Annotated in this window: 23 protein-coding genes and 1 pseudogene; 5 read left to right on the top strand and 19 right to left on the bottom strand. The window is 63.7% G+C overall.

Annotated features, from left to right (window positions below; genetic code table 11):
• Positions 1-76 precede the first annotated feature (76 nt).
• The 8 genes from EVC45_RS36755 to EVC45_RS36725 all read right to left on the bottom strand — a co-directional run bounded on the left by EVC45_RS36755 (position 77) and on the right by EVC45_RS36725 (position 7,454).
• Positions 77-934 carry a cytochrome c oxidase subunit 3 gene (locus tag EVC45_RS36755; RefSeq protein ID WP_129963032.1) on the bottom strand — a complete coding sequence of 286 codons (858 nt, stop codon included), beginning with the start codon at positions 932-934 and terminating at the stop codon, positions 77-79.
• A 125-nt stretch (positions 935-1,059) separates the two neighbouring features.
• Positions 1,060-1,269 carry a DUF2970 domain-containing protein gene (locus tag EVC45_RS36750; RefSeq protein ID WP_129963031.1) on the bottom strand — a complete coding sequence of 70 codons (210 nt, stop codon included), beginning with the start codon at positions 1,267-1,269 and terminating at the stop codon, positions 1,060-1,062.
• A 49-nt stretch (positions 1,270-1,318) separates the two neighbouring features.
• Positions 1,319-1,957, bottom strand: coding sequence for a cytochrome c oxidase assembly protein (locus EVC45_RS36745; RefSeq protein WP_129963030.1), 639 nt, complete (start codon positions 1,955-1,957; stop codon positions 1,319-1,321).
• A 42-nt stretch (positions 1,958-1,999) separates the two neighbouring features.
• Complete coding sequence (locus EVC45_RS46290; RefSeq protein WP_018419308.1) at positions 2,000-2,134, bottom strand: cytochrome oxidase small assembly protein; 135 nt, start codon at positions 2,132-2,134, stop codon at positions 2,000-2,002.
• A gap of 122 nt (positions 2,135-2,256) precedes the next feature.
• Positions 2,257-3,870 carry a cytochrome c oxidase subunit I gene (gene ctaD / locus EVC45_RS36740; RefSeq protein WP_129963029.1) on the bottom strand — a complete coding sequence of 538 codons (1,614 nt, stop codon included), beginning with the start codon at positions 3,868-3,870 and terminating at the stop codon, positions 2,257-2,259.
• 44 nt (positions 3,871-3,914) lie between these two features.
• Complete coding sequence (gene coxB / locus EVC45_RS36735) at positions 3,915-5,552, bottom strand: cytochrome c oxidase subunit II (RefSeq protein ID WP_129963028.1); 1,638 nt, start codon at positions 5,550-5,552, stop codon at positions 3,915-3,917.
• Between the two features lie 64 nt (positions 5,553-5,616).
• Positions 5,617-6,093 carry a DUF2244 domain-containing protein gene (locus EVC45_RS36730; protein ID WP_129963027.1) on the bottom strand — a complete coding sequence of 159 codons (477 nt, stop codon included), beginning with the start codon at positions 6,091-6,093 and terminating at the stop codon, positions 5,617-5,619.
• 395 nt (positions 6,094-6,488) lie between these two features.
• Positions 6,489-7,454, bottom strand: a complete 966-nt coding sequence (locus EVC45_RS36725; protein ID WP_129963026.1) for a methyltransferase domain-containing protein — start codon at positions 7,452-7,454, stop codon at positions 6,489-6,491.
• A gap of 82 nt (positions 7,455-7,536) precedes the next feature.
• Here EVC45_RS36725 and EVC45_RS36720 point away from each other — a divergent pair, with 82 nt between their 5' ends.
• Both EVC45_RS36720 and trmL read left to right on the top strand, forming a co-directional pair.
• Positions 7,537-8,322, top strand: coding sequence for a ComF family protein (locus EVC45_RS36720; protein WP_129963025.1), 786 nt, complete (start codon positions 7,537-7,539; stop codon positions 8,320-8,322).
• Between the two features lie 18 nt (positions 8,323-8,340).
• Positions 8,341-8,811: a tRNA (uridine(34)/cytosine(34)/5-carboxymethylaminomethyluridine(34)-2'-O)-methyltransferase TrmL gene (gene trmL / locus EVC45_RS36715; protein WP_129963024.1), complete on the top strand. Its 471-nt coding sequence runs from the start codon at positions 8,341-8,343 to the stop codon at positions 8,809-8,811.
• On the opposite strand, the gene EVC45_RS36710 is transcribed toward trmL, so the two are convergent.
• From EVC45_RS36710 to EVC45_RS36690, 5 genes are all read right to left on the bottom strand, one after another.
• Positions 8,784-9,344 carry an O-acetyl-ADP-ribose deacetylase gene (locus EVC45_RS36710; RefSeq protein ID WP_129963023.1) on the bottom strand — a complete coding sequence of 187 codons (561 nt, stop codon included), beginning with the start codon at positions 9,342-9,344 and terminating at the stop codon, positions 8,784-8,786. The genes trmL and EVC45_RS36710 overlap by 28 nt on opposite strands.
• A 138-nt stretch (positions 9,345-9,482) precedes the next feature.
• The gene (locus EVC45_RS36705) at positions 9,483-10,481 is read right to left on the bottom strand and encodes an NAD(P)H-dependent glycerol-3-phosphate dehydrogenase (RefSeq protein ID WP_129963022.1); all 999 of its coding nucleotides are present in this window, start codon (positions 10,479-10,481) and stop codon (positions 9,483-9,485) included.
• Between the two features lie 22 nt (positions 10,482-10,503).
• Positions 10,504-10,983, bottom strand: coding sequence for a protein-export chaperone SecB (gene secB / locus EVC45_RS36700; protein ID WP_129963021.1), 480 nt, complete (start codon positions 10,981-10,983; stop codon positions 10,504-10,506).
• 162 nt (positions 10,984-11,145) lie between these two features.
• Positions 11,146-11,406: a glutaredoxin 3 gene (gene grxC, locus EVC45_RS36695; protein WP_062125843.1), complete on the bottom strand. Its 261-nt coding sequence runs from the start codon at positions 11,404-11,406 to the stop codon at positions 11,146-11,148.
• On the bottom strand, positions 11,403-11,828 hold the full coding sequence (locus EVC45_RS36690; RefSeq protein WP_129963020.1) for a rhodanese-like domain-containing protein: 426 nt from the start codon (positions 11,826-11,828) through the stop codon (positions 11,403-11,405). Before EVC45_RS36690 ends, grxC begins: the two co-directional genes overlap by 4 nt.
• Before the next feature lie 139 nt (positions 11,829-11,967).
• Between EVC45_RS36690 and gpmA the strand changes: the two genes are divergently transcribed.
• From gpmA to EVC45_RS36675, 3 genes are all read left to right on the top strand, one after another.
• Complete coding sequence (gpmA, locus tag EVC45_RS36685; protein ID WP_129963019.1) at positions 11,968-12,714, top strand: 2,3-diphosphoglycerate-dependent phosphoglycerate mutase; 747 nt, start codon at positions 11,968-11,970, stop codon at positions 12,712-12,714.
• Positions 12,715-13,067: 353 nt separating this feature from the next.
• Entirely contained in the window at positions 13,068-14,639 is a 1,572-nt protein-coding gene (locus EVC45_RS36680) for a S41 family peptidase (protein WP_129963018.1), read from the top strand.
• A gap of 234 nt (positions 14,640-14,873) precedes the next feature.
• Positions 14,874-15,632 (top strand): molybdopterin-synthase adenylyltransferase MoeB, encoded by a 759-nt coding sequence (locus tag EVC45_RS36675; protein ID WP_129963017.1) that lies wholly within the window; start codon positions 14,874-14,876, stop codon positions 15,630-15,632.
• A gap of 140 nt (positions 15,633-15,772) precedes the next feature.
• Here the strand turns inward: EVC45_RS36675 and ptsP are convergent, their stop codons facing one another.
• The 6 genes and pseudogenes from ptsP to EVC45_RS36645 form a co-directional block, all read right to left on the bottom strand.
• On the bottom strand, positions 15,773-17,518 hold the full coding sequence (gene ptsP, locus EVC45_RS36670) for a phosphoenolpyruvate--protein phosphotransferase (protein ID WP_129963016.1): 1,746 nt from the start codon (positions 17,516-17,518) through the stop codon (positions 15,773-15,775).
• 399 nt (positions 17,519-17,917) lie between these two features.
• The gene (locus EVC45_RS36665; protein ID WP_129963015.1) at positions 17,918-18,187 is read right to left on the bottom strand and encodes an HPr family phosphocarrier protein; all 270 of its coding nucleotides are present in this window, start codon (positions 18,185-18,187) and stop codon (positions 17,918-17,920) included.
• A 124-nt stretch (positions 18,188-18,311) separates the two neighbouring features.
• Positions 18,312-18,839: a PTS sugar transporter subunit IIA gene (locus tag EVC45_RS36660; protein WP_129963014.1), complete on the bottom strand. Its 528-nt coding sequence runs from the start codon at positions 18,837-18,839 to the stop codon at positions 18,312-18,314.
• Positions 18,840-19,165: 326 nt separating this feature from the next.
• Positions 19,166-20,122 carry a glutathione synthase gene (gene gshB / locus EVC45_RS36655; RefSeq protein ID WP_129963013.1) on the bottom strand — a complete coding sequence of 319 codons (957 nt, stop codon included), beginning with the start codon at positions 20,120-20,122 and terminating at the stop codon, positions 19,166-19,168.
• A gap of 103 nt (positions 20,123-20,225) precedes the next feature.
• Positions 20,226-21,515 (bottom strand): glutamate--cysteine ligase, encoded by a 1,290-nt coding sequence (gshA, locus tag EVC45_RS36650; RefSeq protein WP_129963012.1) that lies wholly within the window; start codon positions 21,513-21,515, stop codon positions 20,226-20,228.
• A gap of 252 nt (positions 21,516-21,767) precedes the next feature.
• Positions 21,768-22,088, bottom strand: a pseudogene (locus tag EVC45_RS36645) (ammonium transporter); the annotation flags it as partial.

The raw sequence follows: 22,088 nt of genomic DNA, 5'->3' as shown, positions 1-22,088 counted from the left end.
GTGCGCACCGCCTGACAGGTGTGGCGCGCACGCCCCGCGGCCGCGCCGACGAGCGGCGCGCGCGGGATTGACTGCATTACAGCCAGTACACGACGACGTACAGACCGAGCCACACGACGTCGACGAAGTGCCAATACCAGGCCGCGCCTTCGAACGCGAAGTGATGCTCCGGCGTGAAGTGGCCGCGAATCAGGCGCACCAGCACGACGGCGAGCATCGTGCCGCCGAGGAACACGTGAAAACCGTGGAAGCCGGTCAGCAGGAAGAACGTCGAACCGTAGATGCCCGAAGCCAGCGTCAGGTTCAGCTCGTTGTAGGCGTGGAAATACTCGAAGCCCTGCAGGAACAGGAAGCAGATGCCCAGCACGAGAGTCGCCGCGAGCCACCCGATTGCCTTCCTGCGGTGATTGTCGCGCAGCGCGTGGTGCGACACGGTCAGCGTCGCGCCCGACGACAGCAGCAGCGCCGTGTTGATGGTCGGCACCGGCCACGGTTGCATCGACTTGTAGGTGCCCACGAGGTTGGCCGGGCCGTTGTTCGGCCACACCGCCGTGAAGTCCGGCCAGATCAGCTTGTAGTCGAGGCTGCCCAACTGATGCAGCGCGATTTCGCGGGCATAGAACAGCGCGCCGAAGAACGCGCCGAAGAACATCACTTCGGAGAAGATGAACCAGCTCATGCTCCAGCGGTACGAGCGGTCGACGTTCTTGCCGTACATGCCGCTTTCCGATTCGGCAATAGCATCGCCGAACCAATGCCACAGCGTAAAGAGCAGCCACAGCAGACCGATCAGCACGCCGAGCGGCGCCCATGTGTGGTCGTTGATCCAGGCCGCAAGCGATCCGAGCATGACCAGCAACCCGGTAGCGGCGCTGATCGGATGCTGCGACGGATGCGGTACGAAATAGTACGGGCTCTCGTTTTGACCGCTCATTATTGATTCTCCACTTCAGTCCAGTTGTTCCGGAATTTCCGGCTGTATCTTCGGCGGCGCGTCGATACCGCACCGCTTCTCTCTAATTCGTGGGCGCTTCTGTGCTGCTGTGCCCTGCCACTGCGTCAACCGACCACGAGGCGCACGACCAGAATCAGCACCCCGATCAGAACCGCCGCGCCGATCAGCGCCGCCACGATCACATGCAGCGGGTTCAACTGCGCTGCGTCCGCTTCGAGATCGCGGCGCTTGCGCACGCCGAAAAACGACCAGAACACCGCGCGCATCGACTGACCGAAGCTGCTCTTGCGCGGACTGCCGCCGTTATCGCTCATCTCGCCTCGTCTTGCTTCGTTCGTCCGCGGCTCGCGCCGTCAATCTGCTTCAGGCCGGCTTTGCGGGCGCGGCTGCCGCGCCGGTCACTGCATTGTTCACTGCATTCGCCTTCGGCACCGCGTCATCCGCGCTCGCCGCCGCCGGCGTGTTCAACTCGAAAAACGTGTACGACAGCGTGATCGTCTTCACGTCTTTCGGCAACTTCGGATCGACCACGAACACCACCGGCATCCGTTTCGTCTCGTTCGCGTTCAACGTCTGCTGCGTGAAGCAGAAGCACTCGATCTTCCTGAAGTACTCGGTTGCCTGCTTCGGCGCGTAGCTCGGAATGGCCTGCGCACGGATCGTGCGCGACTGCTCGTTGCTGACGTCGTACATGACCGTCGTCACTTCGCCCGGATGCACGTCGAGACTGCGCTGCTCCGGCTTGAAACCCAACAGGCCGCGCGCGTTCGCATCGAATTCGATCGAAATCGTGCGGCTCATGTCGACCTGCGTATTCTTCGCCTCGCGCGCCGAAACGTCGCGCTGCACGAGGTTGTTCACACCGGTGATCTGGCAGATCGCGCGATACATCGGCACCAGCGCGAAACCGAAACCGAACATCATCAAGGCGACGACGAACAGCTTGATCAGCATCGAACGATTGAAAGAGCGGTCGGCCTCGGCCGGCGGTTGCGTCGACATCTGAATCCTCAACAAACCTGCATACGGACTGCGAACGCGGCGTTAGCTGAACCAGCACTGCTTCAGAATCGCGCTCGCGAAAAACACCGCGGCGATCGCGAACATCACCAACCCTATCCGCCTGTTGCCCGCGCGAATCTGTTCCGGCGTACGTCTTTCCTGTGGATTGCGCGTCATGCTCGACTTCTGAGTACGGTTCTTGACTGGTGAGGCCGCCTGACTACAGCGGCCTGGCGAAGCGCCCGGTTCCGATAGCGGCACGTCGCGCCGCCGGAACCCGGCACCTCGCCGGGAGACGCTTACTCGACGGTCGGCGGATGCTCGAACGTGTGGAACGGAGCCGGGCTCGGCACGGTCCACTCGAGGCCCGTTGCGCCGTCCCACGGCTTGTCGCCCGCTTCGACGAGTTCACCGCCGCCACGGTAGGCCGGCAGTGCCACCGCGAACAGGAAGTAGACCTGCGACAGACCGAAGCCGAATGCGCCGATCGAGATCACCTGGTTCCAGTCGGTGAACTGTGCCGGGTAGTCCGCATAACGACGCGGCATGCCCGCGAGGCCGACGAAGTGCATCGGCAGGAACGCGAGGTTGAAGAAGAACATCGACGCCCAGAAGTGGATCTTGCCGCGCGTTTCGTTGTACATCCAGCCGGTCCACTTCGGTGCCCAGTAGTACCACCCGGAGAACAGCGCGAACAGTGAACCCGCCACTAGCACGTAGTGGAAGTGCGCCACCACGAAATAAGTGCCGTGATACTGGATGTCGAGCGGCGCCATGGCGAGCATCAGACCCGACAGGCCACCGAACGTGAACACGATCAGGAAGCCCACCGCGAACAGCATCGGCGTTTCGAACGACAGCGAACCGCGCCACATCGTTGCGACCCAGTTGAACACCTTCACGCCGGTCGGCACCGCGATCAGCATCGTCGCGTACATGAAGAACAGTTGGCCCGTCACCGGCATGCCGGTCGCGAACATGTGGTGCGCCCAGACCATGAACGACAGGATCGCGATCGACGACGTTGCGTACACCATCGAGCTATAGCCGAACAGCGGCTTGCGCGAGAACGCCGGGATCACCTGCGAGACGATCCCGAACGCCGGCAAGATCATGATGTACACCTCGGGGTGCCCGAAGAACCAGAAGATGTGCTGGTACATGACCGGGTCGCCGCCGCCTGCCGCGCTGAAGAACGACGTGCCGAAGTGACGGTCGAACAGCACCATCGTGATCGCGCCCGCCAGAACCGGCATCACGGCGATCAGCAGATACGCGGTGATCAGCCAGGTCCATACGAACATCGGCATCTTCATCAGCGTGAGGCCGGGTGCGCGCATGTTCAGGATCGTCACGACGATGTTGATACCGCCCATGATCGACGACGCACCCATCAGGTGGACCGCGAAAATCGCGAAGTCCATGCCCGGGCCCATCTGCGTGGAGAGCGGCGCGTACAGCGTCCAGCCCGCGGCGGTCGCGCCGCCCGGTGCGAAGAACGAGCCGACCAGCAGAACAGCCGCAACCGGCAGCAGCCAGAAGCTGAAGTTGTTCATCCGCGCGAAAGCCATGTCCGATGCACCGATCTGCAGCGGCACCATCCAGTTCGCGAAGCCGACGAACGCCGGCATGATCGCGCCGAACACCATGATCAGCCCGTGCATGGTGGTCAACTGGTTGAAGAACTCGGGACGCATGATCTGCAGACCCGGCTCGAACAGTTCGGCACGGATCATCAGCGCCATCACGCCCCCGGACAGGAACATGGTGAACGAGAAGATCAGGTACAGCGTACCGATGTCCTTGTGGTTGGTTGCGAACAGCCAACGGCGCCAGCCATGCGGCGTTTCGTGGGCATGGTCGCCGTGCACGTGCTCGTGGCCCGCGACTACATCGTGTCCGATGCTAGACATGACAATCTCCTAAAGCGAATTCTGCGGTGCTGACCATGAACACGTCAGGCTGCCGGGCTGATCTGAACGCGCCGGGCTTCCTTCGCGTCGGTGCCGCCGGTGATCGTTTCCGGCTTCTTCAAAATAATGTGGTCTTCGGCGATGCCGGCTGCTTTCAGCGCGTCGCGAACGGCCTCGGCACGACTCTTCGCGAGCTTCGCGTTGACGTCGGCGGAGCCGGTTGCGTCGGTGTAGCCCGACAGCGTGAATTTCGCGTCCGGATGCGCCTTCGCGTAGGCTGCGGCCGCGTCGACCGCCGCTTTCGCGTCGGCCGGCAGTGTGCTCTTGCCGGTCTCGAAGTAGATGCTCGCCGGCAGCGTGGTCTCGGCGCTATTCGCGGCAGCCGCGCCAGTGTCGTTGGCCGATGCAGCCGCCGGTGCGGAAGCCGCTTCCGCGCCCGATGCCGCAGCCGCGCCGCTTGCCGCGGCACCCGCTTCGGCCAGATGGTCGCCGCCTTCCGGCAGCTTGCCGTTGCGCGCTTCGGTGACCTGCTTCGGTTGCAGGATGTCGCCGGTATGGTTGCCCCACGAGTTGCGCTCGTACGTGATCACCGAGGCGATTTCGACGTCGTTCAGCGTCGGCGCCCACGAAGGCATCGCGTTCTTACCCTTCAGCACGAGGCTGACGTGCTGGCCGATCGGACCGTTAGCGACCTTGCTGCCGTCGAGCGCCGGGAATGCACCCGCGCCCTTGCCGGTCGGCTGGTGGCAGACCGCGCAGTTCGCCGTGTAGACCTTGCCGCCGCGCTCCATCAACTCGGCCATCGTGTAGGTCTTGTTCGGGTCGTCCTGGCCGGCGGCCATTTTCTTCTTCTGCTCGTCGACCCACTTCGCGTAGTCGTCGGCCGACAGCACCTCGACGACGACCGGCATGAACGCGTGCTCCTTGCCGCACAGTTCGGTACAGAAGCCGCGGAACGTGCCGACGCGGTTGGCCTTGAACCACGTGTCGCGCACGAAGCCCGGGATCGCGTCCTGCTTCACGCCGAAGGCCGGCACGTACCAGGAATGGACCACGTCGTTCGCGGTGGTGATGATGCGGATTTTCTTGTCGACCGGCACCACGAGCGGGTTGTCGACTTCCTGCAGATACAGCGTGGAGATCGGCTCGCGGCCATCGGTTTGCGCGCGCGGCGTGGCGAGCGTGGACAGGAAGCCGATGCCCTCGCCCGGACCCTTCACGTAGTCATAGCCCCACTTCCACTGGTAGCCGGTGACCTTGATCGTGAGGTCGGCGTTCGAGGTGTCCTTCATCGCGACGACGGCCTTGGTGGCGGGCAGCGCCATCAGCACGACGATGATGAACGGCACGATCGTCCAGATGATTTCGACGGTGGTGCTTTCGTGGAAATTGGCTGACTTGTGGCCTTTCGATTTGCGGTGCGCGAAGATCGAATAGAACATCACGCCGAACACACCGATGAAGATCACGGTGCAAAGGTACAGCATGAACATGTGGAGGCTGAACAGCTCCTCAGCGATTCTCGATGCAGGCGGCTGGAGATTGATCGCGTTGACGGCAGGGCCGCCCGGAGCATCGCCCACTGCCAGGGCGGCACCGGCGAAAAGCAGTCCGCTCGTCGCCAGCACGCTCGTGAGCGCTCGCTTGATTGTTTTCATAGCTTCCTTACCCAAATTTTCCATTCAAACCCCTCGACCCCGCTGGCAGCGTGTCGCGCCCCCTTGAACGCCGCGCGTCCGGCACCATCTAACAACGTGCCAGCCACATACGCAGTTCGCCTGCGAACTGCGCGCGCCGATTCTGCGCGAGATGTTGCCCGATCATGATCGTCTGCCCGCGCGAGACCAGCTTGATCTGATCGCGCGGCGTTGCGCCCGGCTCTATCCGCACCCAGCGCGGATTGAATTCGAACTGCGTAATCTGCTCGGCGCTGACCTGCTCGATCACGAGCCGGTTCGGAAACAACCGGATGCGCTCGTAATCCACAGCATGACGCGCATATATTGCAAACGCGATACCTACCGCCAGCAATTCGATTCCGGTGAACGGCAACACCAGCCAGGCACCGACCAGAACCAGCATGAATGCAATTGCCAACGATAACAACGCAAGCGACACGTACAGACAGACGAACTGCCGCGGCGATATCGAACAGTTGCGCTTCATGGTCCAGTCCCTGAGGACCGGCTCTGAATCCGCCAGCAGATGATCTGATGCGCCCATCGCTGCCTCCTGCGAATCGTCGCGTCCGGCCTGCCATCTTTTACTTCCGGATGCATCTCGCGGCCACCGCTCGTGCCGCTGCTTACAGCACCACTCGCGAGCCCGCCAATTCCTACCGCATCATTTCATTTTGCAGCCCTGCGCCTCGGGCTTGCCACCCCAAATGTGGGAACCTCGGGTGACAAACTGACGCATTATAGGCGCGATCCATAGCATCGACAAGCAAGCCCCGATCGGCCCACAAGCCAGGCGCGACAAGCCTTCGCGCCGTTTTTCCCGGCATTTTGCGGCTCTTTCGGAGGGCAAATCCCAGGCATAACAGATGTCCTCTTTACCGCTTTTGCAACACGTCAACCGCACTATCGGCAAGCAGTTGATGACGGCGCGGCAATCTGCTATCCACGCTTGCCAGGACCTCGCCCGATGTCCTCGAGCCGCACGATGCCATGTCCTTCGGCCGTGGTACGCGGCACGGCTTTCCATGCGTGTCCGTAGATCACCTCGAAGGTCAGCGCGATCGTGCCGTCGGCGCGCCGGCGCGCTTCGATCGCGGCGAGCAGCGCTTTATGCAACCGACGCGCGAGCGCGCCGTCATGCGCGCCGCGCTCGAACGGGTACGCGCCCCAGCGGCGCACGTCCGCGAGCAGCGACTCGGGCGACTTGTAGGTGATCGTCAGCGTCTCCTGATCCATCACCGGAATCTCGAAGCCGGCCTCGACGAGCATGTCGCCGAGATCATGCATATCGACGAAGTCGATCACATGCTTGCGCGACGCGACGCCGTGCGCGGCCTCGACCTCGGCGTAGGCGCCGCGCAATTCCTTCAGCGTATCGGGGCCGAGCGTGCTGAACATCAGCAGGCCGTTGACCTTCAGCACGCGCTGCCATTCGGGAAAGACCAGATCGGGCCGCGAGTGCCAGTGCAGCGCGAGATTCGACCAGATGAATTCGAATGCGCCGGCCGTGAACGGCAGCGCGGAGAAATCGGCTTGTGCGAAGCGCGGGCCACGCGCGCCGAGCGCCTTGCCGAGCGAGGCGGGAAGAAAGCGCCGCCAGCTCGTATCACCGGCATCGTGGCGCAGCGCGCGGCGCAGCATGCCGTGCGACAGATCGGCTCCGAACACCGGCGCCTCGGGAAAGCGTTCGCGCAATGCGGGGATGTCTTCGCCCGCGCCGCAACCGGCGTCGAGCACGCTGGAGGGCGCCACCTTGATGTAATCGAGACGCTCGCGCATGCGCTGCGCAATCTCGCGCGGCAGGAACGCAACCTCGTCGAAAGTGGCGGCGCGACGGTCGAAAATTCGTCTGAGGCGCCGTGAATCGTAGGCCGGACGGCCAGATTGAGCGGATGTTGGGGACATGTGTGTCGTGCTGGCGTGAGCTCGAAGTATACTCGTTCGTTCCCCTCCATTCAGCGTGAACGGCTTTCACCGGCACTCACTCGTGCGATTCCAGTCATTTTCTTCGTCGTGTCGAAATCAGCTGGCGCGTTTTGCGCGCGGTCTGCATTCGGCATGGCCGCGCGCGCTGCACGCCGCGCTGCCGAACCTGTGCGCGTTATGCGGCAATTTGTCGCATAAGACGTTGTGCGACGGTTGCGACGCGGCCTACTGGAACGACAGCCGCCTGCGCTGCACCGTTTGCGCGGTGCCGTTGCCGGCGTCACGCCGGGTCGCCCAGGCGCGCTATCGCTGCGCGGATTGCGTGGCCGAGCCGCCGCCGTTCGACGCGAGCTTCGCGCTCGCCGACTATCGCGCGCCGCTCGATACGCTGGCGGTCGGTCTGAAGTTCCGCGCCCGCTTGGTGCTCGCGCGCGACTTCGCGCAACGCCTCGCCCGGCTCGCTGAGGACAACTGGCAAGACGCGGCAGAGCGGCCCGACGTGATTGCGCCGGTGCCGCTCGCCGGGCGTCGTCTGGTCGAGCGCGGCTACAACCAGGCATGGCAGATCGCGCGGCCGCTCGCCCGTGCGCTCGGCGTACGCGGCGACGCGACGCTGCTCGAACGAACCCTCGACACCGCGCCGCAATCGCGCCTCGATCTCGATGCGCGCCGGCACAACGTCGGCCGCGCGTTTCGCGTCGCGCGGTCGGTGCATGGCCTGCACGTCGGCGTCGTCGACGACGTGATGACCAGCGGCGCGACACTCGAAGCCCTCGCGCATACGCTGAAGGCCGCAGGCGCGCGGCGGGTCACGAACTTCGTCGCGCTGCGCACTCCGAAAAACTAGCTTTTACGTGGTCTCCTTATGTTCAACGTCGTTCTCGTAGAACCCGAAATTCCGCCGAACACCGGCAACGTGATTCGCCTGTGCGCGAATACCGGCGCTCGGCTGCATCTGATCGAGCCGCTCGGCTTCCCACTCGACGACACCAAGATGCGGCGCGCCGGCCTCGATTATCACGAGTACGCGGAAATGAACGTGCATGCCGACTGGGACGCGTTCATCGCGAAAGAAACGCCTGACCCGGCGCGCATGTTCGCCTTCACGACGCGCGGCTCGGGGCGCTTTCACGACCACGCGTTTCAACCGGGCGACTGGTTCGTCTTCGGCGCCGAAACGCGCGGCCTGCCCGACACGGTGCTCGAACGCTTCGGGAACGAGCAGCGCGTGCGTCTGCCGATGCGTCCCGGCAATCGCAGTCTGAATCTGTCGAACACGGTGGCGATCGTGGTGTTCGAAGCCTGGCGTCAGGCCGGTTTCGAGGGCGGCGCCTGACGGCGTTCGAGCTCGGCCTCGTAGCGCGCGAACATCGCGTCGTCGAAGCAGGCGAACGTCACGTGCTTCATCTGGGGTGTGCGCGGCAACGTGTCGAGCACGGTCGCGACTGCGATGATCACCGCGTCGTCGGCGGGGAAACGGTAGATGCCGCAGCTGATCGCGGGAAACGCGATGCTCGTGCACTGAGTCTCGCGGGCAACTTCGAGCGAGCGCTGATAGCACGATGCAAGCAGGTCGGCTTCGCCATGCGCGCCGCCGCGCCACACTGGACCGACCGCATGAATCACGTGCCTCGCGGGCAACCGATAGCCGGCGGTCATTTTGGCGTCGCCGGTCGCGCAGCCGCCGAGCGTCTCGCATTCGCGAAGCAGCTCCTTGCCGGCCGCGCGATGAATCGCGCCATCCACACCGCCGCCGCCAAGCAGCGAAGTATTTGCGGCATTGACGATCGCATCGACGGTGAGCGTCGTAATGTCGACCACCCGCGCTTCGAGCGTGCAGGTGCCGTGACCGAGATGGAAGGTGGGCATGGGGACCTCGCAGATCCGAGCCTTCGATAAGGAAGTGGACAGCCAGGGGAGGCAGCCGTTCAACGCGAGTTTGCGCTAAACGGCTGACGGATAAGACTTTATTCGGATTGGCTTGAGCGGGCTTGCTTATCAGCCTGGTTATTCGGCCTTCGAATCGCGTCGCAACAGCGCGCTGACTGCATCGCGCGGCGCCACGCCGTCGAACAGCACTGCGCAGACTGCCTGCGTAATCGGCATCTCGATCGCGTGAGCGCGTGCGATCGAGAGTACCGCCTGCGCGCAGCGCACCCCTTCGGCCACGTGACCGAGGCCACCGAGGATGTCGTCGAGCGTGCGCCCCGTGGCGAGTTGCAGGCCCACCGTGCGGTTGCGCGACAGATCGCCGGTGGCGGTCAGAATCAGATCGCCGAGACCGGTCAGCCCGGTAAAGGTTTCTGCGCGCCCACCGAGCGTCACGCCGAGACGAGACATTTCGGCGAGGCCGCGCGTGATCAGCGCCGCGCGTGCATTGAGACCGAGGCCGAGGCCATCGGCAATGCCCGTCGCGATCGCGAGCACGTTCTTCACCGCGCCGCCCACCTCGACGCCGACGACGTCGTCGCCGGTATAAATGCGCATCGCACCGTGATGGAACGCCGCGACGGTGCGTTCGCGGCACGCCGCCGACGAGCTCGCAATCGTCAACGCAACCGGCAGCCCCTGCCCGACTTCGCGCGCGAAGCTCGGTCCGGACAACACGCCGTTGCTCGCATGCTCGGGCAATTCAGCCGCGACCGCCTGGTGCGGCAACAACTGCGAATCCGCTTCGAACCCCTTGCACAGCCACACGATATGCGCGGGCACCTTGCCCGCATCGCGCATCGCGCGCAACAGACCGCGCAGGCCAGCCACCGGCGTCGCGATCACGCACAGCGCATCGTCCGCGAGCGCGTGATCGAGCGCCGCGCCGAGATCCGCTTCGTAGCGAAGCGCGCTCGGCAACGCAACGCCTGCCAGATAGCGGGCGTTTTCATGCGAAGTGGAAAGCTCGGCAATGAGCGCGGACTCGCGCGCCCACAACACCGTGTCGTGCCTTAAGGCCAGATGGCCGGCGAGGGCGGTGCCCCAGGCGCCAGCGCCGAGAACGGCGACCTTCATAGCCGGCACTACCCGCGGCGCCTTAATGCGTGACGCCGTTTTGCGCCGCGCCGTCGCCCTGCTGGGCCGCGCTCATTTGCGCGAGACGCTGCTCGTACAGCGCCTGGAAGTTGATCTCGGCGAGGTGGATCGGCGGGAAGCCGGCGCGGGTGATTGCGTCGGCGATGTTCGAGCGCAGGTACGGGAACAGGATGGTCGGGCAGGCGATGCCGACGAGCGGATCGATCTGCTCGGCAGGAATGTTGCGAATATCAAAAATGCCGGCCTGTTTCGCTTCGATCAGGAACGCGACCTTGTCCGACACCTTGGCGGTGACCGTGCCCGTCACGAGAATTTCGAACACGGATTCCGCGAGGCGCTCGGCCTTTACGTCGACTTCGACTTCGACCGACGGCATTTCCTGCTCGAGGAAGATCGCCGGCGAATTCGGCTGCTCGAGCGACATGTCCTTCAGATAGATGCGCTGGATGTTGAAGAACGGCTGGTTATTCTCGTCGGACATGATGGTAATTCCTGATAGGTATGCGTGGCGGCGGCCGATGCACGCATGGGCCGCCAGATTATTGCGCCGGCTCGCCGGCTCCACGAGGAGCGCGCACGCGCCGGCTTATCGAGTGGTCCGCCCGCTCGCGCGGCGCGAAACGCGCGAACTCAGGCTGCTAACTCAGGCAGCTTCAAGCAGCGGCGTCAGACCGCCCGCGCGATCGAGCGCGGAAAGATCGTCATAGCCGCCGACATGCGTCTCGCCGATGAACACCTGCGGCACCGTGCGACGACCCGTCCGGGTCATCATCTCCTCACGACGGGCCGGGTCTTTGTCGATCAGTACTTTTTCAACCTGCTCGACGCCGCGCGACTTTAAAAGACGTTCGGCCATCTGGCAATACGGGCACACCTGGGTGCTGTACATGATCACTTTGTTCACTTGGCTGCTCCTTGTTTCACAACCGGCATACCGGCTTTCTGCCAGGCGTCGACGCCGCCTTCGAGAACATGGACTTCCGCGTATCCCGCTTCCTGCACGATACGCGCGGCCTTGTTCGACTGCTGGCCGGTCTGGCATACCAGCAGCACCGGGTTGCTCTTGTTCTTCGCGAGTTGCGCGACTTTCGCCTGCAACTCCGCGAATTCGAAATGCCGTGCCGAGGGCAGGTGCCCCTTGGCGTAATCGGCGGACGGCCGCAGATCGATGACCGCCGCGTTGCGCCGGTTGATCAGTTGGGTGGCTTCAGCGGCCGACAGGCCGCCACGTCCACGCCGACTGATGGTCGGCCACAGCAGCAACCCACCAGAGATAAGGACGATTGCGATCAGGACAAGGTTTGTGTATTCGGTGAAAAACTTCACGGAAGATCCGCCGGAAAGAGAGAGAAATCGAAGAGGTCAACCCGACCATTATAAAATAACCGTTTGACGCGATGGCGATGCGCCGCCAGAGGCACCGCACAGAGCGAGACCGCTTCCTCACTACCGACCGGCAAATCTTATGTACAAACTCGTTCTCATCCGCCACGGCGAATCGACGTGGAACAAGGAAAACCGCTTCACCGGCTGGGTCGACGTCGACCTCACCGAGCAGGGCAACCTCGAGGCGCAGCAGGCGGGCGTGCTGCTCAAGGAATCGGGCTACACGTTCGACATCGCCTACACGTCGGTGCTCAAGCGCGCGATCCGCACGTTGTGGCACGTGCAGGACAAGATGGATCTGATGTACCTGCCCGTTGTGCATTCGTGGCGCCTCAACGAACGCCACTACGGCGCACTGTCGGGTCTGAACAAGGCCGAAACGGCGGCCAGGTTCGGCGACGAGCAGGTGCTGGTCTGGCGCCGCAGCTACGACACGCCGCCGCCCGCGCTCGAGCCGACCGACGAGCGCGCGCCGTACGCCGATCCGCGTTATGCCAAGGTGCCGCGTGAGCAATTGCCGCTGACCGAGTGCCTGAAAGACACGGTCGCGCGCGTGCTGCCGCTGTGGAACGAGTCGATCGCGCCGGCCATCAAGTCGGGCCGCAGCATCCTGATTGCCGCACACGGCAACTCGATCCGCGCGCTGGTCAAGTACCTAGACAACATCTCGGACGACGACATCGTCGGCCTCAACATTCCGAACGGCGTGCCGCTCGTCTACGAACTCGACGAAGACCTGAAGCCGATCAAGCACTACTATCTCGGCGACCAGGACGCGATCGCGAAGGCGCAAGCCGCGGTCGCGAGCCAGGGCAAGGCGGCCTGATCGGGCGTTTCCGTCAACGGCCCCACGCCACGAAAACGCGCGGGGCCGCACAGAGACAACCAGGCCGGCAAGAAATACTGTATTGCGCCCGGTAGCCGGAGTCAGTGCCGCCGCAAAGGTCGCCCTAGCGGCGACCGCATCCGGCGGCCTTGCGCGGCTGGTCCGGGTTCCGACCCGCCGAGTGTTATTTCGCACGGCTCGCCATCCGGGGGCCGGGCCGCAAGAACCAGGACCTTCCCGTACGGTCGAAGCACGATTGCCTGCACCGCGCCCTGAGCAGGCGGGTGTGCAGTTATACTTGTCCGTCCAATCTTTATCGACGCTGCCACGCGCTTCCGACCGCAACAGACTCTATGCGAAAGAACCTGAAAAATATCGGCCTGATTGCCGCGGGCCTTGCTACCGGTGTCCTTGCCACCCTGCAATTCTCCGCCTCGGCCCAGCAACCCGCTAGCGCCGCGGTCGCCCCGCTGCCGCTAGACCAGCTCAGGCTCTTTGCCGAAGTGTTCGGGCAGATCAAGCACGAATACGTCGAACCGGTCGACGACAAGAAGCTCCTCACCGCCGCGATCAAGGGGATGGTGTCGAGCCTCGACCCGCACTCGTCGTACCTCGACAAGACCGATTACGAAGAACTGCAGGAACAGACCAAGGGCCGCTTCGCGGGCCTCGGCATCGAAATTTCGTCGGAAGACGGCCTGATCAAGGTGATTTCGCCAATCGAAGACACGCCCGCGTTCCGCGCCGGCATCCGTCCGGGCGACCTGATCACGCGCATCAACGACAAGCCCGTGCGCGGCATGACGCTCGACCAGGCGGTCAAGCAGATGCGCGGCGAGCCGGGCACCAAGGTCACGCTGACCATCTTCCGCAAAACCGACGACCGCACGTTCCCGCTCACCGTCACGCGCGCGATCATCAAGGTGCAGTCGGTGAAGGGCAAGATCGTTGCACCGGGCTTCGCGTACGTGCGCATCACCAGCTTCCAGGAACGCACCACGCCCGACCTCGCAGCCAAGCTGCAGGATCTCGCGCGCCAGGAGCCGAACCTGAAGGGCCTCATCCTCGACCTGCGCAACAACGGCGGCGGTCTGCTGCAAAGCGCGGTCGGCGTCGCGGGCGCGTTCCTGCCGCCGAATTCGGTGGTGGTGTCGACCAACGGCCAGATTCCGGATTCGAAGCAGATCTATCGCGACACCTACGATAACTACCGTCTGCAATCGTTCGACACCGATCCGCTGAAGGACGTCCCGGCCATCTTCAAGACCGTGCCGATGATCGTGCTGACCAACGCCTACTCGGCGTCGGCGTCGGAAATCGTCGCGGGCGCGCTGCAGGATCAGCACCGCGCGCTGATCCTCGGCAAAACCACGTTCGGCAAGGGTTCGGTGCAAACCGTGCGCCCAATGACGGCCGACACCGCACTGCGCCTGACCACCGCGTATTACTACACGCCGAGTGGCCGTTCGATCCAGAACAAGGGCATCCGCCCCGACCTCCCGGTCGATCAATACGCGGACGGCGATCCGGACGACGCGCTCGTGACCCGCGAAGTCGACTACTCGAACCACCTGGCGAACACGCAGGATCCGAACGAGAAGAAGGAAGCGGAGCAACGCGAGTCGGAGCGCATGGAGCAGTTGCGTCAGCTCGAAGAGCAGAACGACAAGAAGACGCCGGAACAGCGCCAGAAGGAGCGCGAACGCAAGCCGGTCGAGTTCGGTTCGACCGACGACTTCATGCTGCAACAGGCGGTCGACAAACTCGAAGGCAAGCCCGTTCAGGAATCGAAGTCGCTGATGGAACGCCGTCTCGCGCAGAACAAGCCGGGCACGTCGGCCTCCGCGCCGGTCGCGGTGAAGCCGACGCAACCGGTGCCGGGTGCATCGGCACCGGTGTCGGCATCGGCTCCCGCTGGCAAATAAGCTGGCGAATAAGCAGCGAACCCGCGCGTGTCTTCGCAGCACGATAAGTCTGCGAAGACACGCCGCAGCAGTTTCGGCAGAAGCCGCCGCCCAACCGGTGGCGCCTCACGGCAAGCGGTAACAGCCACCCTCCCTGCGCGATTAAAATAACAGCCACGAATGCGCGCCGCGGCCCTTCGGCTTGCCTCTCCTTGCGCGACACAGCGACATAGCGACACATCCCACGCGCCCGCCATGAATGACGATCAACTCCTTCGCTACTCCCGCCATATCCTCGTGGACGAAATCGGCATCGAGGCGCAGCAGCGTTTTATCGACGCCCACGCGATCGTCATCGGCGCGGGCGGCCTCGGTTCGCCGGCGGCGATGTATCTCGCAGCGGCGGGCGTCGGCCGTCTGACGCTCGTCGATGCCGATACCGTCGACCTGACCAATCTGCAGCGGCAGATCCTGCACGTGAGCGCGTCGGTTGGACGCAGGAAGGTCGAGTCCGGGCGTGACATGCTCGCGCAGATCAATCCCGAGGTCGTCGTCAACGCGGTGGCCGAGCGCGTCGACGATGCGTGGCTCGATCGCGAGGTGCCGCACGCGAGTGTCGTGCTCGATTGCACCGACAACTTCGCGACGCGTCACGCGATCAACCGCGCGTGCGTCAAGCATCGCGTGCCGCTCGTGTCGGGCGCGGCGCTGCGCTTCGACGGCCAGATCAGCACCTTCGATTTCCGCAACGAAACATCACCCTGCTACGCGTGCGTGTTTCCTGAAGACCAGCCGTTCGAGGAAGTCGCTTGCTCGACGATGGGCGTGTTCGCGCCGACGGTCGGCATCATCGGTTCGATGCAGGCTGCCGAAGCGCTAAAGGTGATCGGCGCAATCGGCACGCCGCTCGTGGGCCGTCTGACGATGCTCGATTCGCTGCGGATGGAATGGAACACGATGCGCATCGGACGTCAGCCGGATTGTCCGGTGTGCGGCCACGCGCACGGGTCCTGAGGCGGATGGTTCTACGCTGCCCGTCCGAGTGACGCTGAAATAAAAAACGCCGCACATGTGAACTGCACCCCAAAAGTTGGACACCGATCCAACCTTTGGGGTGTTTTTCATCCAACGAGACGCGCCGAAGCGCGGCAGATTCAAACCAGCGCGACCCGCTTGAGCGCCGCCTGCACCTCTTCCGGCTCGAACGAAGCCAGCACGTCGGCCACGGGTTTTTCGAGCGTCTTCAGATGCGAGCGCAGCACCTCCTGCTTGACCTCGAGCAGTTGGCTCGGATGCATCGAAAACTCGGTCAGGCCCATGCCGAGCAACAGACGCGTCAACGCCGGATCGCCCGCCATCTCACCGCACACCGACACGGGCACGCCCGCACGCTTCGCCTCGCGCAGCGTGAACGCGATCAGATGCAGCACGGCCGGATGCAGCGGGTCGTACAGATGCGCGACCGCGTTGTCCGCGCGATCGATCGCGAGCGTGTACTGAATCAGATCGTTGGTGCCGATCGACAGGAAATCGAGCCGCTTCAAAAACAGCGGCAACGCGATCGCGGCGGCCGGAATCTCGATCATCGCGCCGACCTGCACGTTCGGATCGTAAGCGATACCCGCGTCGTCGAGCTGGCGCTTGGCTTCGCGGATCAGATCGAGCGTCTGGTCGATTTCCTGCGCGTGCGCGAGCATCGGGATCAGGATCTTCACCTTGCCGAACGCCGACGCGCGCAGGATTGCGCGCAACTGCGTGAGAAACATCTGCGGCTCGGACAGGCTCCAGCGAATCGCGCGAAGCCCAAGCGCCGGATTCGCGGCGGTCTCGTAGCCGTCGCCGCCGCTCATCGAATCGAGCGGCTTGTCGGCGCCGACGTCGATCGTGCGGATCGTGACCGGCAAGCCGTTCATCAGCTCGACCGCGCGACGATACGCGCTGAACTGCTCCTCCTCTTCGGGCATCCGGTCCTTGTGATTCATGAACAGGAACTCGGTGCGAAACAGACCCACGCCGGTCGCGCCCGATTCGATCGCCGCGCGCGCGTCGTCCGGCAACTCGATGTTCGCGCACAGTTCGATGCGCGTGCCGCACAGCGTTTGCGTCGGCGAGAACTTGAGCCGTTGCAGCTTGCGCTGCTCGAGCTCCTTCTCGCTTTGCCGGTACGAGTACTCCTCGAGCACGATCGGCGCGGGATCGACGATCACGATGCCGTGGTCGCCATCGACGATGATCAGATCGTCCTGGCGGATCAGCGCGCTCGCATGCTGCACGCCGACCGCGGCCGGAATGCCGAGGCTGCGCGCGACGATCGCGGTATGCGAGGTGCGCCCGCCGAGATCGGTGACGAAGCCCTGGAACGTCTGCGTCTTGAACTGCATCATGTCGGCCGGCGCGATGTCGTGCGCGACCACGATCATCTCGTCGCACGCGCCATGCACGTTGCCCACGATGCCCGGCGCCCCCGCGAGCGCCTTCAGCACACGCTCGACGACCTGCTCGATGTCGGCCTTGCGCTCGCGCAGGTATTCGTCTTCGATCGTGTCGAAATGGCGGGAGAGTCTTTCGAGTTGTTCGGTCAGCGCCCACTCGACGTTGTAGCGGCGCGTGCGGATCAGGTCGATGGTTTCCTGAACCAGCATCGCGTCGTTCAGAATCATCGCGTGAACGTCGATGAACGCGCCCACTTCACTAGGGACGTCTGCGGCGAGATCGGCACGCAGTGCGTTGAGTTCTTCATGCACGCGTTGCTGTGCCGCGCGAAAGCGCTCGACCTCCCCTTCGATCTGGGCAGGTTCGATCAGATAGTGGTCTACGTCGAGTGCTGCCGGGGCGATCAGATAGGCCCGCCCGATGGCGATACCGCGTGACACGGGAATTCCATGCAGCGTGAAGGACACGCGCACCTCCTCTAGTTGTGTAATGCCGCGGCAAACCGCTGCAATGCTCTCAGACTGTACTGGGCATTATAAATTCCGTGCCTTTTTGAAGTATGTCAGGGCTGTGTGCAGCGCAGCACGAATTATCGAAATCAGGTGTCGTGGTAGCCGGGGAAGCTACGCTTTATACGCGTCGCGCAAAATACATGGTTTAAACATTGAAAACGCATGTCGCCTACGCGCATGTCGCCTACGCGCATGTCGCCTTACGCACTCTTCCCATGGCTTTCGCGCCGCTTCAACACGCCTTTAATGTCGATTAGCAGGCCGGCTCTTATGATATTCAAATGTCGGCGGCGAAAAAAAGCCGCGGACTGAGCCGCGGCATTTTCGGGTTTGGCGAACGCAAAGCGCGCGGCTTTATTGACCTTCGCCGAATTTATCGGAAATCAGTTTCAACAGCGCGTCCATCGCTTCCTGTTCGTCACTGCCTTCCGTTTCGATCAGCACGGTACTGCCGATGCCCGCGGCCAGCATCATCACGCCCATGATGCTCTTCGCGTTGATACGGCGGCCATTGCGGCTCATCCAGATTTCCGCCTGGTAGTTGCCCGCGAGTTGCGTCAACTTGGCCGACGCGCGCGCGTGCAGCCCCAGCTTGTTCACAATTGTCGTTTCCTGTTGCAGCATGTGATGGTCCGAAGCGCGGGTGAATGAAATGGTGAATGGTGAAACTGCAAAGCGGCTGCAATCCGATTGAAGCCGTTGCGAAACCACTTGAATCTTCGAAGCTTGCCTGCGAACCAGCCCCGATTTACAGGCCGGGCGCGTCCGTCTTTTGCGTCAGATCGGCATCGGCCGGCAACGCGGGAACACAGTCGGCGGGAGCCGCGTCGGGCGGCAGCGCCGGCAGGCACTCGTCCGCGCTCGCTGGCGGCGTGACGGTTGCCGGTACCGCCGGTCCGATCACATGCACGCCCTTGGTTGCGCCGGCGAGCGCCTTGTCGACGAGCGTGTCGAGCGGCGTCGCGCGATAGCAGACCGCGCGCACCAGCATCGGCAGATTGACGCCGCACAGCACGCGCACGTCCGGCACGTTGGCGAGCCGGCCCGCGATGTTGGCCGGCGTCGCGCCGAACATGTCGGTCAGCACGAGCGCGCCGTTCTCTTCCTTCAACCGCGCGATTTCCGATTGCGCAAACGCGACGACCTGCGCGGGATCGCAATCCGGCGACACGTCGATCACGCCGATACGCGCCGGCAAACCGCCATAAATGTGAGAAATGCAATCGCGCAACGCGGTGGCGAATGGAGCGTGCGCAATGATCAGAATGCCTGCCATGTCAGCCTTACTGCAAGAGACCGGCCTCAAACCGTGGACCGGGACTCGAGCCCGGTTCGCCATCGCCCCGGGCCGGCCGTGGGTCGCGAGGGCGGGAATGCATCGTCGGGCGCAGTGCCCGTTCTTCATGATTCGCGAACCGGGCCGGCGGCAGCCATGCAGCCGATCTCGTCTCGCGCGGAAGAGCGGGCATTGTAGCAGGCCCATTTTCGCGCCAATTCCTGCGGCGCGTCCGATGCGGATTTACTACACAGATTGGGGGCGCAGCCGGGCAATCAAGGCCGCTGCGCCGGCGTGCCACACGAGTGCAGAGTGACGGCCTCGCGTCAGCCGACCGCGCGCTCCAGCGCGTCGATGAACATCGCGGCGACGTCGAAGCCGGTCTGGTCCATGATCTCGCGGAAACACGTCGGGCTCGTGACGTTCACTTCGGTGAGCCAGTCGCCGATCGCATCGAGCCCCACCAGCAGCAAACCGCGCGCCGCCAGCACCGGCGCGAGCGTATCGGCGATCTTGCGATCCTGCTCGCTGAGCGGCCGCGCGACACCCAATCCGCCCGCCGCCAGATTGCCGCGCACCTCATTACCCTGAGGAATGCGTGCGAGCGAGTACGGCACCGCTTCGCCGCCGATCAGCAGGATGCGTTTGTCACCCTCCTTGATCTCGGGGATGAATTTCTGCGCCATCACCGAGCGCGCGCCGTCGTGGCTCAGCATTTCCACGATCGAGCCGAGGTTCATGCCGTCCGCCTTCACGCGGAACACGCCCATGCCGCCCATGCCGTCGAGCGGCTTCAGGATCACGTCGCCGTGCTGTTCATGGAACGCGCGAAGTCGGGCCGGGTCGCGCGTGACCAGCGTCGGCGCGACGAACTGCGCGAACTCGCCGATCGCGAGCTTTTCCGAATGATCGCGGATCGCCTGCGGCTTGTTGAAGACGCGCGCGCCGCCGCGCTCGGCCAGTTCGAGCAGCCAGGTCGACGTCACGTACTCCATGTCGAACGGCGGGTCCTTGCGCATCAGTATCGCGCCGAAGCTCTTCAGCGAGCGCGGCGCGGCGGCATCGGCGGCGAACCAGACGTCACGATGCAGATCGGTGGTGTCGCCAGTGATCGCAATGCGCTGCACGTTCGCTTCGACATCGCCGCCCGTCCAGGCCAGATGCTTCGGCTCGCAGGTGTACACCGTGTGGCCGCGGCGCGCCGCTTCGGCCATCATCGCGTAGGTCGTGTCTTTGTAGATCTTGAAGTGGCTGAGCGGATCGGCGATGAAAAGAATGTCCATGAAAGTCCCGGTGCGCCCCGAAGGGCGTGACATTGTTCGTCAATATAGTCTTTGAAGACGGCGCTGGCGGCACGCATGCCGCCAGCCTGCCGCGCGAGGTGGTTCAGACCTGGATCGCTTCGGGATCGGTCTTTTCGAGCTCAACCGAGGCGGCCAGCAATCCGAGCCGCGCCACGACGCCGTACATATAGAAGCGGTTCGGCGGCGCCGCGCCGGGCTTCGCGTGCGCATCGGGCAGCGCCGTATGTTCGAAACCGAGCGGCACGAAATGCATGCCCGGCGCGTTCAGGTTCTGGTCACGCTCACGGCTGCCGTGCACGCGATAGAAGCCGCCCACCACATAGCGGTCGATCATGTAGACGACCGGCTCGGCGACTTCCTCGCCGATGCGCTCGAACGTGTACACGCCTTCCTGCACGATCACGTCGCGCACTTCGAGGCCGTCTTTGGTCGCCGCCATGCGCGTGCGTTCGCGCTTCGTCAGCGCGGCGACTTCCGACGCGTCGTGCACGGTCATCACGCCCATGCCATAGGTGCCCGCATCGGACTTGATCACGACATACGGCTTTTCGGAGATGCCGTACTCACGATACTTGCGCGCGATCTTCTTCAGCACGCCGTCGATCGCGTCCGCCAGCGCTTCCTCGCCGGTGCGTTCCTGGAAGTCGACGCCCTCGACGTGCGCGAAGTACGGGTTGATCATCCACGGATCGATCTCGACCATCTTCGAGAACTTCTTCGCGACGTCGTCGTAGCACGAGAAATGCGTCGACTTGCGACGCACCGCCCAGCCCGCATGCAGCGGCGGCAGCAGATATTGCTCGTGCAGATTTTCGAGCACGGGCGGAATGCCGCCGGACAGGTCGTTGTTCAGCAGGATCGAGCACGGGTCGAAGTTCTTCAGACCAAGCCGCCGCTGCGAGCGCTCGAGCGGTTCGAGCACGAGCTTCTGGCCGTCGGACAGCGCGATCGTGACCGGGCCGTTGATGGTTTCGTCGAGCGTGCCGAAGCGTACGTTCAGACCCGCCGGGCGCATGATCGACGCGAGCCGGGCGACGTTTTCGAGGTAGAACGCGTTGCGCGTGTGGCGCTCCGGAATCACCAGCAGATTCTTCGCGTCCGGGCAGATCTTTTCGATCGAGGCCATCGCGGCCTGCACCGCGAGCGGCAGCACTTCCTGCGGCAGATTGTTGAATGCGCCGGGAAACAGATTGGTGTCGACCGGCGCGAGCTTGAAGCCTGCGTTACGCAGATCGACGGAACAATAGAACGGCGGCGTGTGCTCCTGCCATTCGAGCCGGAACCAGCGTTCGATTGCGGGCGTGGCGTCGAGGATCTTCCGCTCGAGGTCGAGCAGCGGGCCGTTTAACGCCGTAACTAGGTGCGGAACCATTGATCACTCGCAGACTGGAGAAAAAAGATTGTAGAGCTATGCCTTGTCCATTTGGGGACGGTTTCTCCATTCGCAAGCAGACTCGAATGCATTCTCCCTATCACGATGATAGGCGCGGGAAATTACCGTTCGCAATCGGGTCAGCAAGAAAAAAGCCCGCCATGAAGGCGGGCGAAGTTGCTGCGCTTGCTTAACTTTTTCCCGGTCCGGCTGGCCCGCAAGCGAGGGCCGGCGAACCCGGCGGCTTTTCCGTTATTCGACTTTCTCGCCATGCAGGCTCACGTCGAGGCCTTCGCGCTCCTGCTCTTCGCTCACGCGGATGCCCATCACCATGTCGATGATCTTCAGCAGCACGAAGCTCACCACGCCGCTGTAGATCAGCGTCGTCAGCACGCCCTTCGCCTGCAGGATCACGCTGCCGTCCGCGCCGCCGATGTCCTTGACCGCAAACACGCCGGTCAGCAGCGCACCGATGATCCCGCCCACGCAGTGCACGCCGAACGCGTCGAGCGAATCGTCGTAGCCGAGCTTGTGCTTGAGCCACGTGGCCGACCAGAAGCAGACCACACCCGC

The organism is Paraburkholderia sp. UYCP14C, assembly GCF_004197395.1.
Taxonomy (GTDB): Bacteria; Pseudomonadota; Gammaproteobacteria; order Burkholderiales; family Burkholderiaceae; genus Paraburkholderia.
Note: the sequence above shows the minus strand (reverse complement) of the source record. Positions and strands in the feature narration are given on the sequence as shown.